Here is a 14,154-nt window from a genome sequence, read left to right on the forward strand (position 1 = left end):
TTCAGTAATGGGGCGGCGGAGCCTCATCGGCTTCGGATTTGATGTTGGAGGGGGACATTTCCGTCAGCTGCTTCCTGAGGAGCTGCTTGGCCTCCCAGAGTTTGCGAAGGTCCATTTCCTGTCGGGCTACCTGGTCGCTCAGGGCGCCAATCAGGTCATCCTGGAATGCGAGCCTGGTTTCCAGTTCGTCCATCCGCGCTTCAATATTTTCTGGGTTCATCACTCGCCGTCCATCTGAAAGCTGTTAAACGAAGCTTTTGGCCCGTTTCTTGGTCAGTAAATGTCGTTATCTGGTATCATTCCGCTTTTGGTCCGCCAGCGCACTTTCAGCAAGCTAGCGCCGTCGGATTTCACCGACCGGTTATGGGGCAATCAGTACCTGTACGCCCATATTACCCGATATCCGGTTTTTATTGTTTGTTGTTGATTAATGGAGAGACTTTCGTCAATGCGTAATCCAGGTAGAGTAATTCTTCTGGCGGTTCTGATCGCTATTCCCGCCCCATTTGTGCTCGCTTCCCTGCTGTCTATTCTGACCCCTGAGGTGTTCCAGATTCTGTCCAAAACGGGCGTCAGCGAAGAAGCCCGTAGTCCGGCCTTTGTTCTGGGCAGCGCCCAGGGCATTGCAGCCTACATAGTTTCGTTTATCGTTTTCGGCCTTGTTGGCTTCCTGACAGTTGCCCTGGCTCCCCGCCAGACTGCCCAGCAGCGTCCCAGTGCGCCGAAGCAGCCCAAGCCCCGTCCCCAGCGTCAGGCACGTCAGCCTCAGGAAGAGCAGTATGACGAAGAAGACGAAGATGAGGACTATGATGATTCCACACCGGAAGGCGCCGAAGAAGGCACCGTGAAGTGGTTCAACGTCAAGAAAGGCTTTGGTTTCATTGTTCGTGAGAACGGCGACGAGATCTTCGTTCACTTCCGTGCCATCCGTGGCCGGGGCCGCAGGGTTCTGCGCCAGGGCCAGCTGGTCCGCTTCGATGTGGTTGAAGCAGACAAGGGTCTGCAGGCGGATAATGTGTCCACCCTGAGCGACTGATCAGTCCTGCAATAAAAAAGACCGACAGGTTTCAGGCCTGTCGGTCTTTTTTTGTCTGTATTTTCATCCAGTCAGTGGCTCAGTTCCAGATCACCAGGTGTTCGCCGCGCTCATCGAGCCGCCACCACTTTTCCTCTTCCACCGGCTCCCCTTCCTGCCAGTCACCAGGGCTGCAGCGAATCTCTGTCTCAAGGGAACGCCAGGCGCTTCTGGCACACTCCAGGTCCGACGACCAGGGCAGCTCGTCCCCTTCAAGGGTCAGCGAGGCATAGCGCTTGCCAAAGGCCCCCTGGTAAACAGTTATGACAACAGGCTGGCCACGGTACTGCCCCTCTCCCTTCATCGCCCGCCCGGCTGCTTCGGGCTCAACCAGCGTCAGGTTGTCCAGGTGCACCTCCAGCCAGTTGCTCAGCTGCCCGGGCTCAAGGTCGCGAATATAAATTTCCAGATCCTGCACTGCCATTCTCCTTAGGTATTCAGATGCGGAATCATAGTGCCGCCAGCAGGCTGTCATCGCAAGTATCTGACTGGACGCCGGGAAGCTGCCATCTTTCCCGCTCGTATTTCAGATCGTCGATCAGAACCCGGCGCAGGTTACCCTCCTCCCGCCGTTCATGCCAGCACACTTCCGCGGCTGCTCTTTCGATGCACAGGCGTTCCAGAGATTCCTCAAGGACCCCTGTCGGCCTGTGACGGGCGATAGCGACCAGAAGCTGCCGCTGGAGTGTATCCACTTCGCCCGCCAGGCGCTGGGCTTCCAGTGGACCACGCTCAGCAAGCATCGCAACCCGGGCAGCGGCGCGGGACAGCCATTGCAAAGAGTCTCCCGGCGTCAGGCCGGCAAGACCGGACACGGATCCGGCATAACGCAGTGCGCTTTCGCTGATTTCCACCTCCCAGCGCCGTTCAATATCCGGCTGGTGGGCCGCCAGTATGGCAAAATGCTGGCTGGCTTCCGGTCTCGGCATGCTGAGAGGCGTGACTGGCCGCCCCAGTTGCTGTTCCAGTCTGGTTACTGCAGAACCCCTGCAGTGCGGGCTCAGCATCAGAATCGGTCCGGAATAACCAGGCAGCAGGTGACGGGCGATACCTGTCTCGTCCGCCATCAGCGTCAACAGATCAGCCGGCGACGTGTTGTCCAGTATCAGGAGGGGCGCGCGGTTCCGCACGACTGGCGCCTCCAGGCCTGAAAGCTCCGCCTCTCCCCGCAGGTCCAGCATCAGGAAACCACCGGAAAGAGACGGGGCCAGAGTCTGCAGCCAGGCGGTCTTGCCGCAGCCGCGGGGACCTCTCAGCCAGAGCAGAGCCCGGGGCTGTGCCGCCGCGATTACGGCAACATCTTCCGCCAGTTGCAGGAATGAGGATTCGGTCACCACAATAGGGTGACGGTTTGCCCGGGCCCCGGGAGAAGGCTCGCTGACCTGGCAGGCGCCTTCTTTCGGCCAGTGGGTCACCTGTTCCAGAACCGCCACATAGGCCTTGCCCGCCAGTCGCTCAGCGGCGCCGGCCAGGGTGCCGAGCAGCTCAGGCCAGTCCAGCCAGGGTGCATCCGACAGCTCCCGGCTCAGGGCGAACCAGTACTGCAACTGGGAAGACAGCAGGCCCTCGCCGTTTACTTCCGAAATAATGGGCTGCTCGCACTGGATGGTCCGGACCAGTTCGTCCTGGTCGACGCCACGACTTCGCAGAAACGGGAGTACGGATGGGTCGCTGTCCAGCAGCGCCAGCAGAAAGTCTTCAATGGTTATCGCCATGCCGCCCCGGCCCAGCACGCTGGTGCGTGCCTGCTGAAGTGCGCCCTGGCATCGGGGGGTGAGGCATCCCTGCCAATCGTCCATGATCAGATCCTTTGAGTCTGTTGCCGGCCGCCCTCCTGGCGAGCCATTTAGTTCACTATTCAACTATTTAACGGTTCAACTGTTCAACGCTATTACACTGCTTTGAGGCGCCGTTCCCGGGTCGCCCGGTTTCAGGTCCGGTTATAGGTATCCTCAAACCTGACAATATCGTCCTCGCCCAGGTAACTGCCGGTCTGGACCTCAATCAGCTCCAGCGGAATCACCCCCGGGTTTTTCAGCCGGTGAGTCACGCCCAGCGGAATGTAGGTGGACTGATCCTCGGTAAGCATCAGCTCTTCCTCCCCCCGGTTCACAATAGCCGTGCCCCTCACCACCACCCAGTGCTCCGCACGATGATGATGTTTCTGGAGAGACAGCTGGGCACCCGGGTTAACCATGATGCGCTTGACCTGGAAGCGACCACCCATGGCAATGCCCTCGTAGGTGCCCCATGGCCGATGCACCTTCTTGTGGAAGCGGTGCTCTGACCGGCCCTGGGCTTTCACCTGGGCTACCAGCATTTTAACATCCTGTACCCGTGACCGGTCCGCCACCAGCACCACGTCGTCTGTCTCGACAATTACATGATCACTGACACCAAGCGCCGCAATCAGACGGCCTTCGGAATGGATATAGGAACCGGAGACATCCTCGGTAATCACATCGCCCCGGCAGACATTGCCATTGCTGTCCTGCGGCAGGATCTCCCAGAGCGCGGACCAGGAGCCTACATCGCTCCAGCCGGCATCCAGAGGCACCACAACCGCGTCACTGGTTTTTTCCATGACGGCATAGTCGATGGAGTCATCCGGGCAGGCTTCAAAGGCCTTGCGATCAACCCGCACAAAATCCATGTCCGCCTGTTTGTTGGCCCATGCGGCGCGGCAGGCTTCGAGCATTTCCGGACGGTGCCTTTCCAGCTCTTCAAGGTAACGGTCCGCCCGGAACAGGAAAATACCACTGTTCCAGAAATACCCACCAGTAGAGAGATAACTCTCGGCGGTCGGCAGATCCGGCTTTTCAACAAAGGCCGCCACATCCAGGTAGCCGCCTCTCTCCTCTCCCGACTTGATGTAGCCGTAGCCGGTATGGGGGGATTCCGGAACTATGCCGAAGGTCACCAGCTTGCCCGCCTGTGCAACTTCGGCGCCCCTTGCCACCGCCTTGCGGAAGGCCTCATCCTGCCTCAAGACATGATCCGAAGGCATGACCAGAAGCAGCTCCTCCGGATTTTTATCAGCAGCAGCAAGCGCTGCAAGCGCAATGGCAGGCGCCGTGTTTCGCCCTACCGGCTCAAGAATAATGCCCTCGGTGTGACCGGCGGCCTGACTCTGCAGGTGAGCCGCTACAACAAAGCGATGTTCCTCGTTGGTAATTGCCATTATCCGGGTGTCGTTTCCCAGCCCCAGACCACGGGTGATGGTCTCCGCCAGCAGAGAATCGCCGGACATTACGGGAAGAAACTGTTTCGGATAGGCTTCCCGCGATAACGGCCACAATCTTGTGCCCGAACCACCGGAGAGGATCACTGCTAGCATGGTATATCCCTGGTCAAAACGTTAAACAAAAACCGCGAGGTAACGCATAACCTACCAGTCTGGTGATTACTGCGCCAATCTCGCGGTTCAGGAGTACAGAGTACTTTACACTGGTCCGTGCATCATTCCGGCTTGCGATTAATCCTGCTGCCAGCTCTGCACGGTTTCCTTGCCGTATTTTTCACGCCACTCGTTCAGAACCTTCTGGTTACCGCCGCGAGTCTTTACAACTTCGCCGGTATTGGGGTTCTTGTATGTCTTCAGCGGGCGCTTGGGACGGCCAGTGGGGCTGCCGGCTTCTGCCTTGGTGCCGACAACAGAAGGATCGATAGCGCCGAGAATCTGCAGCACATCTTTCGGAGACTTGTCATATTCCTTCATCAGGCTGCGAACCTTTTCTTCAAACTCCAGTTCGCGCTTCAGGACATTATCCTGTTCCAGCTGATGCAGTTCTTCAGAGAGCTTTTCCATAAGCTGTTTTTTCTGGTAATAGTCATTAATCTTTGCCATGGATCATACCCTTTGTTTCGGTAGCTATATTGATTCTGGTTAGTCGCTGAATAAAACCTGTCGCAGGTAGAGGCAACGTCAAACGCTGTTGATCAGCAACCCATGTCAACAGATCTGAATCTGAACATATATTAACCAGGTTTTAATACGACCGCATCATAATAAACCAGCGATTTTTTTATCGCAATTATTATTGATTAATGCAAATAAAGCCAACCTGGACTTATCTGTTGGTCATTTTTATTTTACATTTCTTTTAAAGTAGTCGGAGTTACTGAATTCTCAAATGAGCAGAAAGCTTACGAGGTTTGTAACGGATGGTTCAGACAGTTAAAGCCGCTTCAACCTGGCTCAGGGAATAAAAACAGTCCCTCCGGATAGTTCTGCCAGCTTCTCCAGCAGCGCTTCCTTGGCCTGACGATCCCCATGGACAATTCGCACTTCCGAGGGTGGCGGAGCGATACCTTTTACAAACCGGACAAGGTCAGACTGCCCGGCATGGGCCGAATAGCCGCCCACCTGATGCACCCGGGCGCGAATATCAAAGCGCTCACCATCAAGCTCCACCCAGCCACCCGTCGGACCCCAGGTCAGGATGTCCCGGCCTGGCGTTCCACGGGCCTGATAACCCACAAACAGAACATCATTGCGGATGTCCCCCAGCATGGCCTTCAGGTAGTTTACCACCCGGCCACCAGCACACATGCCGGAGCCGGCCAGCACCACGCAGGGGCGATGGGAGCGCACCAGGTAATCAACTGCATTCAGGTGATCCTGGTGGTCATCAATGACCGTCAACTGCTCAAAAGACAGCGGATGCCGGCCATGCTGAACCCGGTCCAGGGCTTCGTCGTCCCAGAAAGGCTTGAGCTTGCGGTAAATCTCGGTGAACGTCGCCGCAAGGGGGGAGTCCACGACTATCTCCAGATCCTCCCAGACCAGTTTCCGCCCGCCTGTACCAGGCAGCTCATCGACTGACGCCGGGATCTCCTCTTTACCAAACTCGGCAATCAGGCTTTCAATCTCATAAAGCAGGTCCTGCGTCCGGCCAATGCTGAAGGCCGGAATCAGCACCGTGCCACCATCCGCCAGCGCGTTTTCCAGGATCGCCTTGAGGCGGAATCGACGGGTTTCACGATCCTCGTGGTCCCGGTCACCGTAGGTGCTTTCAATCACCAGCCGGTCGCAGGCCTCTGGTGGCTCAACGTCCGGCAGCAAAGGCGAGTGGGGAGCGCCGAGATCGCCACTGAAAACGATGCGTTCCCGGGTTTCGCCGCTGCGGGCATCACATTCCACATAGGCCGACCCGAGAATATGGCCCGCCCGCTGCAGACGTACGCGGAGGGAACTGGAAGACGAATCAAAAACCTCATGCCACTGGTTGTAGGGCACAGGAACAAGCCGTGACCGGAGCAGGTCCAACACCCGCTCGATAAGCTGCCGGTCCCGGGTGAAGCCGATCTTCAGGGCATCTTCCAGAATCTCCGGAAGCATGATGGCCGAAGGCTCGGAACAGATGATCGGGCCTTCAAATCCGGCAGCAAGCAGATAGGGAATCCGGCCCACATGGTCGATATGCACATGGGTAACCACCAGAGCACGGATATGATCGATGGGAAACTCAATGGAAAGGTCGGAAGCGGAGGCCCGGTTGCCCTCTTCTTCTCCCTGAAACAGCCCGCAATCCACGAGAATGCCGGAGTCGCCCACCACCAGTTCGTGGCAGGAGCCGGTGACGCCTGTGGTGGCGCCGTGGTGTTTAATCTCTATCATCTGAAACTTCCCTGTTTTTTAAAGGTCCTTGCCGTGAAGGGCAGTGGCAAATGATGGATTACCACGGAAACCACAGAAATCACGGAAAAGTAACACTGGATCAGGAAACAAGGGTGCCATGGTTCCCACCTACTGACTTTCCGGCCCCGCCAATACTTCCGGACACGTAAGGTCAGCCAGATGTTCCAGAACCTGCCGTTTTGCATCCGCCTTTTCTGAAGTCAGCCGGTTCTGCAGAACATCATGTAGCCTGCCCAGCGCATCCACGCATTCATCGTAAAGCTCCCCGGCCTGTTTCCTGGTAAGCTCGCACACCTCAGTGCCAAAGCGGATCAGGTGCACCCTGCCCCACCATTTTTTACTGCCGAGGAGCGTCAGGGCTGCTATGTCGCGTTTGATGTAGGCTGTGGTACTCACAACATCGTAGGCAGGTGCCAGTCCTATGGAAGTAACATCCCCGTAAAGCATCCCGAAGTTTTTCAGGTGGGCGTCCCCATTCTGCAGCCGGTTGTTGAGAACCATCATTTTGAAAAACTGCTGCAGAGAAGAAGCTTTGTAATCCGGGCTGGCAAATAGTTTGATGCTTTTGGCAATCTGCTCATAACTTCCTGTGTATTTATCGTCTCTCTGCCTGCCCTGCAGAACGCACATGTCTTCGAAGCCCAGGGCTTCACCAGTTTCGGTCAGATCAAAGCGCTTCATGATGAACAGTGCTTCATCATCAGACAGGTGAAATTCTGGGACGGGAATCCCTGCAAATCTGCAGCCCATCATGCAGTAATACTCGTTGAGCGCGAGCTCCGGGTATTCCGGACCCCAGGCTTTTACGATGTAATCTTCCAGCCTGAGCGTCGCCTTGTTTTCCACCCGGGCGAGCACCTTTGGCTGGACCCCACTAAGCGGCGAACGCAGGGCAAACCGCTGAACCAGTTCCTCAAAAAGCTGCTCGCCGTGGGGGTGCAGCAGGTCCTCCAGGTGAAGTGCGTGTGGCGCACCGGCACCCGCAGAATCAAAATGGACTCGCCCACGTATTCCCGGCGCCAGAAGCTTCAGCAGGCCGAAATCATCCGTTGCCGTGATTTTAGCGAACTGCTTTTTTATTATGGCCAGCAGATAGCCTTCCGGCAGGTGCATCTCAAAAATTGGATGAAGATGCGGGAGCACATACCCCTTGGTCCGAACGGGCATGGTCAGGGAAACAAATCTGCCAGGGTCGGCGGTCTCGTCATAATTGAAAATAAACTCGCCCCGCTCCCTCGCCAGCACGCCGACAGGCTCTCGCTGGACACGAACTCCCATCGCATCACCCACCTCTCAACTCCTCCAGGGTCGGAAACGGCGATTTTTCCCTTACCGTCAGCTCATACCCGAGATAGTCGAGGATTTTCATCAGTTTCCGCACCCCGACATCCCCTGCTCTGCCATTTTCAATCGCGCTGACTGTCGCGCGGGAAATGCCAAGCCGTTCAGCCATGGTCTGCTGGGATATTCTCTGTTGCTGCCGGAGACTGGCTATCGTCTGGCAGAGATCCTGAAATTCCATGGGAAGAGCCTGTTGATTGAAATAGTTTACAAAGTTATCAGACGCAGACTAAATGTAAAGTATTTTAATCAGATGGAGGGGCAAGGCGGGCTGAATTGCCGGTCAACATATGGATTGCCACGGAAACCACTGAAGAACACGGAAAGAAAAAGAGCGGCGAAAGGGTTGCTCGACGACCGGCAACTTTCACTGAAGACAAACTTCCGCCTGCGCGAAAATACGCTCCAGATGCTCCTCGTTTACAAAACTCTCCGCGTAAATCTTGCAGAGTGCCTCGGTGCCGCTGGGTCGTGCGGCAAACCAGCCATTGGCGGTCGTCACCTTCAGACCGCCAATGGGCGCGCCATTGCCGGCAGCTTCGGTGAAAACATTCAGCACCGGGTCGCCTGCGAGTTCAGTGAAGGGCAGGTCTTCGGGCTTCAGAGCTTTCAGGCGTTGCTTCTGTTCTGGTGTAGCGGGGAAGTCTTTGCGGCGGTATACCGGCGCGCCGTGGCGTTCGGTGAGTTCGAGATAATACTCGCTGGGCAGCTTGCCGGTGTTGGCAGTGATTTCTGCCGCAAGCAGACACAGGATAATGCCGTCTTTGTCCGTGCTCCAGGGCTGGCCGTTCATGGTCAAAAAGCTGGCACCGGCGCTTTCCTCACCACCAAAGGCCAACCTGCCCTGGTGCAGGCCCTCCACGAACCACTTAAAGCCCACGGGTACTTCGTACAACACCCTGCCGTTGGCGGCCACCACCCGATCAATCATGGAGGAGGACACCAGGGTTTTGCCCACGGCCAGATCCTCCGACCAGGCCGGTCGATGGTTCAGCAGGTAATCCACACACACCGCCAGGTAGTGGTTCGGGTTCATCAGCCCGGCCGCGTCGACAATGCCGTGGCGGTCGGCGTCCGGGTCATTGCCAAAAGCCAGGTCGAACCGGTCTTTAATTTTCAGCAGATTGGCCATGGCCGCCGTGCTGGAACAATCCATGCGAATCCGGCCATCGTGGTCAGGCGGCATGAACGCGAAATCGGGCGCCTGGGAGCGGTTGACGACTTCCAGGTTCAGGCCATAGTGTTCGGCAACCGCATCCCACACCGCCAGTGCCGTGCCACCCATCGGGTCCACGCCCAGCTTCAGGCCGCTGGCAGCAATGGCAGGCATATCCACCACCTCGCCCAGGGCCTTCACGTATTCAGCCACGTAATCCCAGGGCTCGGCTTGCGCCACAGCGATATGCCGGGGCAAGGTTTTCACACCCGCCAGGCCCGCAACCAGCAGCTCATTGGCGCGGCGCTCAATCCAGCCAGTCGCCTCCGTACCCGCCGGGCCGCCATCCGGCCCGTTGTACTTGATGCCGCCATCTTCCGGTGGGTTGTGGGAAGGGGTAATAATCAACCCATCGGCCAAATCAGCGGGCTGATGCAGGTTATGGCGCAAAATCGCGTGGGACACCAGCGGCGTAGGCGTGAAACCGGCGGCCGAATCCACCCGCGTGACCACGCCATTACCGGCCAGCACTTCCAGCACCGAGTCCATCGCCGGGCCGGAGAGCGCATGGGTGTCCTTGCCCACATACAATGGCCCACTGACCCCCTGCTCCCGACGCCATTCCACCACCGCCTGGGTGATGGCCAGAATATGGTCGCGGTTAAAGCTGCCAACCAGAGAAGTGCCCCTGTGGCCAGAGGTGCCAAAACTCACCCGTTCGGCGGCGTTGTCCGGGTTCGGTGTGCGCTCGGTGTAGGCGGCCAGGATGTCTTTCATCAATCGCTCCCAAAGAAATCGCGGATATAAATCTTCTCTGCCACATCCGCCAGATTCTCACTGCGGCGGTTGACGATGATGACATCAGCCTCTTGCTTAAAGGCATCCAGGTCACTAAAACAGGCCAGGCTTTTCCATCAGTAGCCCACCTCTTTTTGATGCCTGAAAGCCAGAATCAAGACCTCGTCAGATATCTCCTCGTAGTGATACAGGGCAACATACCCAGAACCACCAAAGGGGATGACCAGTTCCCGCAAGTCCTGATCCACCTCATCACGCTTACCGGCATCTGGAAATCGCTCCAGAGCCCGTAGCGCTACTGATGTCACCTGAAAAGCCTTTTGCTCACTACCAGGTGCAACATCAGCCAGGAATTCCCGACATCGCTCCAGACCTTTCTGAGCGTTTGGCGTGATGATTACCGATGACATTCAGGAGCCCTGGTTTCCTCTTCTGTTCCCCAGCGACTCATCCATTCAAGGGTCTCATCGAGTGTCAGATGCTCTCCATCTTTGCGATACTGAGTGAGAGCCTCACGAGCCTCATTTCGAAAGGCCTCATGCGCTTCTTCACGATCCAGGAACTCTTCCACAGCCCGCTTCATAACCCAGTGAGGGGAGCGCTCACGGCGCTCAGCGACCTGCCGTACACGCTCCCGGGTTTCGTCATTCAGTTTCAGTGAAGTTGCCATCTCAATCTCCGGGTATCAACAGGTATTACCTTTAGCTGCTATACAATATAGATCGAAACCGAAAAATCGACAACCGAAATCCGGATTGCCACGGAAACCACGGAAGAACACGGAAGAAGGATAGACAATGGGGCAGGCTGGAATCAAAATGGAACCTGTTAACAGGTCTTTTGAGGCGCGTATGACCCATCAAATCTATTCTGAAGTGACCGCAAGCATCTCGGAGCTCAAGAAGAATCCCATGGCAGCGGTCGATTCCGGGGAGGGCTTCCCGATTGCAGTTCTGAACCGGAACAAGCCTGCATTTTACTGCGTTCCGGCTGACATCTATGAAGCCATGCTGGATCGGCTGGATGACCAGGAGCTGGTGGAGATTGTGAAAGAACGCCTGTCAGAACCCAGCATCAGAGTCGATCTGAATGAGCTGTAGGTATTCTCTGGCGTTTAAGCCATCCGCATTAAAGGAATGGAAAAAACTGGCTCCGGCCATTCGGGATCAGTTCAAAAAGAAGCTTCTGAAGCGTCTTGACGACCCCCATGTTCAGGCCGATGCCCTTTCCGGATTGCCCGACTGCTACAAAATCAAACTGAAAAGTGTGGGCTATCGACTGGTCTACCAGGTCGAGGATCGTGAGGTTCTGGTCACTGTGGTTGCTCTGGGGCGACGTGAGCGGGGTGATGTCTATAGCAAGGCCAAAGATCGGGTGTGAGGACGTACCAGGAACGGAGGATTGCCACGGAAGCCACTGAAAGAAAAGAGATCAGGCGGCGTGGCCGTGTTTGGAGTGCGGATGGTCAACGTGTTTGTCTTCCAATACCTCGTCACGCTGCAGCATCGAGATAACGCGGCCCACTTCAATAATGTCTAGCCACGAAATCCACAAAAGAACACGAAAGGGAAAAGCCAAAAGCCGAACACTGTTTTATATGCAGCGTCAACTATCTTGGCCGGTCCAGCGTCAATTAAGTTGGCCGGTTGACGGTGAACCTATGTTGTCTGCTTCTTAAGTGAGGCTTTCCTCCGGTAGCTTTCCCCCACGCATTGAAGGATGGTGGCGTGATGAACCAGCCGGTCGATGGCTGCGACGGTCATGATGGTGTCTTCGAACAGCTTGTCCCAGTGCTCGAAGTCCTGATTGGAAGTGATGATCAGGCTGTGGCGCTCGTAACGATGAGCGATCAGCTCGAACAACACGCTGCTTTCCTGCTCGGTTTTTCGAACATAGCCCAGGTCGTCGATGATGAGCACAGCGTACTTGTCGAGACGGGCCAGAGCATCGCTAAGACGCAGGGCTTCCTTGGCGCGTTGCAGGCTTTGTACGAGCGCCGTGGCGGCCATGAACTTGACCCGGATGCCAGCGTCGATCAGGCCGTAACCGATGCTGGTGGCCAGGTGGGTTTTGCCGATCCCGCTGGCACCGAACAGCAACAGGTTGTCGCCGCGCTTCACCCAGTCAGGCTGGTTAATCAGCTGGCTGATGTGAGGCCTGGTCACCCCGGTCACCGCGTCGAAGTTAAAGCTGCCCAACTGCTTGCCCGGTGGTAATGCGGCGTCTTTCAGATAGCGCTGTAAGCGCTTGTCTTCCCGTGAGGCAAGCTCCAGAGCACACAGCTCGCTCAGGTACTGTTCCGGACGCCAGTGTTCCGTCACGGCCTTATCCGCCAGGGGTTGCCAGTGATCCTTGATGCTGCCCAGGCGCAGGTGTTTCAGCATCAAGGGTAGTGAGGCCGTCACGTCACTCATGGCAGCCTCCCATGTGCAGCAGCGCCTGGTAGTCACCCAGTGCATGCTGATGAACCACCATCGCCGGCAGAGCCGGTTTGAGGCTCAGGAAGCGGTCTTCGCATTCCAGCAGGCTGGGGAGTTTGCCGCGCTCAATGCCGGCCAGCACGTAACGACCCAGGGCGCTTTCGCGGTCGCTCTTCTTGGCCAGGTGCAACAGTCTCACGATGTAGTGACAGGCCTTGTCGGCACTCAAGGCCTCATCGACGTGCTGCCAGATACGCCGGTAATCGTCGCCGGGTAGCAGGTCATCCCGCCACTGAGCGTGGCGGAAGGCGCGGGGCTTTTTAACCAGGGATTCGATCACATGGTGGTAATTGACGCTGCGCCGCCGTTGCTGTCCCCGGGCGTGGATGCGGGGCAGTGTCAGTGTTTGCACCCCAGCGCACCACAGTTCCAGGCGGGCATCGAACAGGCGTACCGTCAGCCGGCTGCCGATCAGTCGTGATGGCACCGTGTAGGTCACCCGCTTGAGCACGATGGTGCTGGTGCGACTGACCCGCAAGGTGTGCTCAGTGTAGGTGCTGCTGTCATGAACAGGCAGTGGTTGGAGACGTTGCTGCTCTGCCTTGAACGCAGTGCTGACCCGGCGGTTGCGCCGTGCCACCACCGTCTCCACGAAGTTTTCGTAGGCATCACGGGTGGTAAAGTCATGGCTTCCGCGCAGCAGCAGGGCCTGTTTGAGTTGCTGCTTGATATGGTTGTTGGGCGATTCGATGGCACCGTTCTCATGAGCCACGCCCCGGTTGTTGCGGGTAGCCTGAACGTTGTAGTGGTGACAGAACCCGGCAAATCGCTCGGTAAAGTCTTCCTGCTCCTGGCGGTTCTTATAGGCGGCGCTCAGACTGTCCGTGCGTAATTGTCGCGGCACTCCGCCACTGTTCCGGAAGGCTTTTTGCAAGCCATCTGACAGTGCACTGAAGCTCTCCCCACCGTAGATGACCTGGGCGTAGGCCCAGCCGCTGGCAACCAGACGGTAATGGAACAGCTTGTGCGGCAAGGCCTCACCCGCAATGGTCACCGGCTCTTTAACCCAGGTGAAGTCAGCAATGCCCAGTTCTCCAGGCTCGTGGGTCTGAACGAACATGACCGGCTGGGCTGGCCCGTGTAATTGTCGCCAGCGGCCAATACGCCGTTCCAATGTGCGCCGCGCACGGGGATCGAACTGATCTGTATGGTACTCACAGAGGTGGTCAAAAATACCCACTGGCGTGAGGTCGGACGATGACTCCAGCAGCGGCAACACGATGCTGTCCCAGACCTCTGCCAACGGGTCTTTACGGGTACGCCAATTGCGCTCTCGCTTCTGGGGCTGGTGCAATTGCTGATCTATGCGCCGGGCGGAGCGCTCCGAGATGCCCGCCCTGGCCGCAGCGACGGTCTGTGTCTGGCTTTTGCGGTGATGCATGAATAACCTGACCTGTTGATCTGTAATGTGTTTGCCCGACACAGCGACTCCTCCGTTCTGCTGTGTCGGACCCTATCAGATCAACCGGCCAGGATAGTTGTCGCCGGACCGGCCAAGTTAATTGTCGCGCTATAGTTTTATCCATTTTCCGCGTTCTTGCGCGCATTCCGCGGCCAATAACGTCATTTTTTATCTTTCGTCTTTATCTTCAATCTTTTTTCGTGTTCTTTCGTGGATTTCGTGGCTAAAAAATCTTACATACCCATGTTTATCAAAGGCTTT

General features: G+C 56.9%; 16 protein-coding genes. 3 read left to right on the forward strand and 13 right to left on the reverse strand.

Annotation, left to right across the window (positions count from 1 at the left end; translation table 11 throughout):
• Position 1: 1 nt before the first annotated feature.
• Positions 2-220: a SlyX family protein gene (locus LG327_RS16825; protein WP_404363681.1), complete on the reverse strand. Its 219-nt coding sequence runs from the start codon at positions 218-220 to the stop codon at positions 2-4.
• A 228-nt stretch (positions 221-448) separates the two neighbouring features.
• Between LG327_RS16825 and LG327_RS16830 the strand changes: the two genes are divergently transcribed.
• A complete protein-coding gene (locus LG327_RS16830; RefSeq protein WP_404363683.1) occupies positions 449-1,036 on the forward strand; it encodes a cold-shock protein in 588 nt (195 codons plus the stop codon).
• Positions 1,037-1,115: 79 nt separating this feature from the next.
• On the opposite strand, the gene LG327_RS16835 is transcribed toward LG327_RS16830, so the two are convergent.
• The 10 genes from LG327_RS16835 to LG327_RS16880 form a co-directional block, all read right to left on the reverse strand.
• Positions 1,116-1,493, reverse strand: a complete 378-nt coding sequence (locus tag LG327_RS16835) for a hypothetical protein (RefSeq protein ID WP_404363684.1) — start codon at positions 1,491-1,493, stop codon at positions 1,116-1,118.
• A 31-nt stretch (positions 1,494-1,524) separates the two neighbouring features.
• A complete protein-coding gene (locus LG327_RS16840; RefSeq protein WP_404363686.1) occupies positions 1,525-2,874 on the reverse strand; it encodes a hypothetical protein in 1,350 nt (449 codons plus the stop codon).
• Positions 2,875-3,005: 131 nt separating this feature from the next.
• Positions 3,006-4,412, reverse strand: coding sequence for a mannose-1-phosphate guanylyltransferase/mannose-6-phosphate isomerase (locus LG327_RS16845; protein ID WP_404363688.1), 1,407 nt, complete (start codon positions 4,410-4,412; stop codon positions 3,006-3,008).
• Between the two features lie 138 nt (positions 4,413-4,550).
• Positions 4,551-4,922, reverse strand: coding sequence for a histone-like nucleoid-structuring protein, MvaT/MvaU family (locus tag LG327_RS16850; protein ID WP_404363689.1), 372 nt, complete (start codon positions 4,920-4,922; stop codon positions 4,551-4,553).
• A gap of 351 nt (positions 4,923-5,273) precedes the next feature.
• A complete protein-coding gene (locus tag LG327_RS16855) occupies positions 5,274-6,695 on the reverse strand; it encodes an MBL fold metallo-hydrolase RNA specificity domain-containing protein (protein WP_404363691.1) in 1,422 nt (473 codons plus the stop codon).
• 129 nt (positions 6,696-6,824) lie between these two features.
• Entirely contained in the window at positions 6,825-8,006 is a 1,182-nt protein-coding gene (locus LG327_RS16860) for a type II toxin-antitoxin system HipA family toxin (RefSeq protein WP_404363692.1), read from the reverse strand.
• On the reverse strand, positions 7,999-8,238 hold the full coding sequence (locus LG327_RS16865) for a helix-turn-helix domain-containing protein (protein ID WP_404363693.1): 240 nt from the start codon (positions 8,236-8,238) through the stop codon (positions 7,999-8,001). Before LG327_RS16865 ends, LG327_RS16860 begins: the two co-directional genes overlap by 8 nt.
• Before the next feature lie 186 nt (positions 8,239-8,424).
• A complete protein-coding gene (pgm, locus tag LG327_RS16870; RefSeq protein ID WP_404363694.1) occupies positions 8,425-9,990 on the reverse strand; it encodes a phosphoglucomutase (alpha-D-glucose-1,6-bisphosphate-dependent) in 1,566 nt (521 codons plus the stop codon).
• 137 nt (positions 9,991-10,127) lie between these two features.
• Complete coding sequence (locus tag LG327_RS16875; protein WP_404363696.1) at positions 10,128-10,421, reverse strand: type II toxin-antitoxin system RelE/ParE family toxin; 294 nt, start codon at positions 10,419-10,421, stop codon at positions 10,128-10,130.
• On the reverse strand, positions 10,409-10,681 hold the full coding sequence (locus LG327_RS16880; protein ID WP_404363698.1) for a CopG family ribbon-helix-helix protein: 273 nt from the start codon (positions 10,679-10,681) through the stop codon (positions 10,409-10,411). Before LG327_RS16880 ends, LG327_RS16875 begins: the two co-directional genes overlap by 13 nt.
• Positions 10,682-10,862: 181 nt before the next feature.
• On the opposite strand from LG327_RS16880, the gene LG327_RS16885 reads away from it, so the two are divergent.
• Both LG327_RS16885 and LG327_RS16890 read left to right on the forward strand, forming a co-directional pair.
• Entirely contained in the window at positions 10,863-11,111 is a 249-nt protein-coding gene (locus LG327_RS16885) for a type II toxin-antitoxin system Phd/YefM family antitoxin (RefSeq protein ID WP_404363700.1), read from the forward strand.
• A complete protein-coding gene (locus LG327_RS16890) occupies positions 11,101-11,391 on the forward strand; it encodes a type II toxin-antitoxin system RelE/ParE family toxin (RefSeq protein WP_404363702.1) in 291 nt (96 codons plus the stop codon). The genes LG327_RS16885 and LG327_RS16890 overlap by 11 nt, the downstream gene beginning before the upstream one ends.
• Positions 11,392-11,669: 278 nt before the next feature.
• Here LG327_RS16890 and istB read toward each other — a convergent pair whose 3' ends face one another.
• Complete coding sequence (istB, locus tag LG327_RS16895) at positions 11,670-12,425, reverse strand: IS21-like element helper ATPase IstB (protein ID WP_404361672.1); 756 nt, start codon at positions 12,423-12,425, stop codon at positions 11,670-11,672.
• On the reverse strand, positions 12,418-13,914 hold the full coding sequence (gene istA, locus LG327_RS16900) for an IS21 family transposase (protein ID WP_404361671.1): 1,497 nt from the start codon (positions 13,912-13,914) through the stop codon (positions 12,418-12,420). The genes istB and istA overlap by 8 nt, the downstream gene beginning before the upstream one ends.
• Positions 13,915-14,154 lie beyond the last annotated feature (240 nt).

The organism is Marinobacter sp., from assembly GCF_044799475.1.
Lineage (GTDB): Bacteria > Pseudomonadota > Gammaproteobacteria > Pseudomonadales > Oleiphilaceae > Marinobacter.

What these genes read in the sequence shown, in the direction of transcription:
- LG327_RS16885 (WP_404363700.1), top strand. Translation starts at nt 10,863, where the DNA reads ATGACCCATCAAATCTATTCTGAAGTGACCGCAAGCATCTCGGAGCTC.
- LG327_RS16840 (WP_404363686.1), bottom strand. Translation starts at nt 2,874, where the DNA reads ATGGACGATTGGCAGGGATGCCTCACCCCCCGATGCCAGGGCGCACTT.
- LG327_RS16855 (WP_404363691.1), bottom strand. Translation starts at nt 6,695, where the DNA reads ATGATAGAGATTAAACACCACGGCGCCACCACAGGCGTCACCGGCTCC.
- LG327_RS16875 (WP_404363696.1), bottom strand. Translation starts at nt 10,421, where the DNA reads ATGTCATCGGTAATCATCACGCCAAACGCTCAGAAAGGTCTGGAGCGA.
- pgm (WP_404363694.1), bottom strand. Translation starts at nt 9,990, where the DNA reads ATGAAAGACATCCTGGCCGCCTACACCGAGCGCACACCGAACCCGGAC.
- LG327_RS16845 (WP_404363688.1), bottom strand. Translation starts at nt 4,412, where the DNA reads ATGCTAGCAGTGATCCTCTCCGGTGGTTCGGGCACAAGATTGTGGCCG.
- LG327_RS16850 (WP_404363689.1), bottom strand. Translation starts at nt 4,922, where the DNA reads ATGGCAAAGATTAATGACTATTACCAGAAAAAACAGCTTATGGAAAAG.
- LG327_RS16880 (WP_404363698.1), bottom strand. Translation starts at nt 10,681, where the DNA reads ATGGCAACTTCACTGAAACTGAATGACGAAACCCGGGAGCGTGTACGG.
- LG327_RS16865 (WP_404363693.1), bottom strand. Translation starts at nt 8,238, where the DNA reads ATGGAATTTCAGGATCTCTGCCAGACGATAGCCAGTCTCCGGCAGCAA.
- LG327_RS16830 (WP_404363683.1), top strand. Translation starts at nt 449, where the DNA reads ATGCGTAATCCAGGTAGAGTAATTCTTCTGGCGGTTCTGATCGCTATT.
- istB (WP_404361672.1), bottom strand. Translation starts at nt 12,425, where the DNA reads ATGAGTGACGTGACGGCCTCACTACCCTTGATGCTGAAACACCTGCGC.
- LG327_RS16890 (WP_404363702.1), top strand. Translation starts at nt 11,101, where the DNA reads ATGAGCTGTAGGTATTCTCTGGCGTTTAAGCCATCCGCATTAAAGGAA.
- LG327_RS16825 (WP_404363681.1), bottom strand. Translation starts at nt 220, where the DNA reads ATGAACCCAGAAAATATTGAAGCGCGGATGGACGAACTGGAAACCAGG.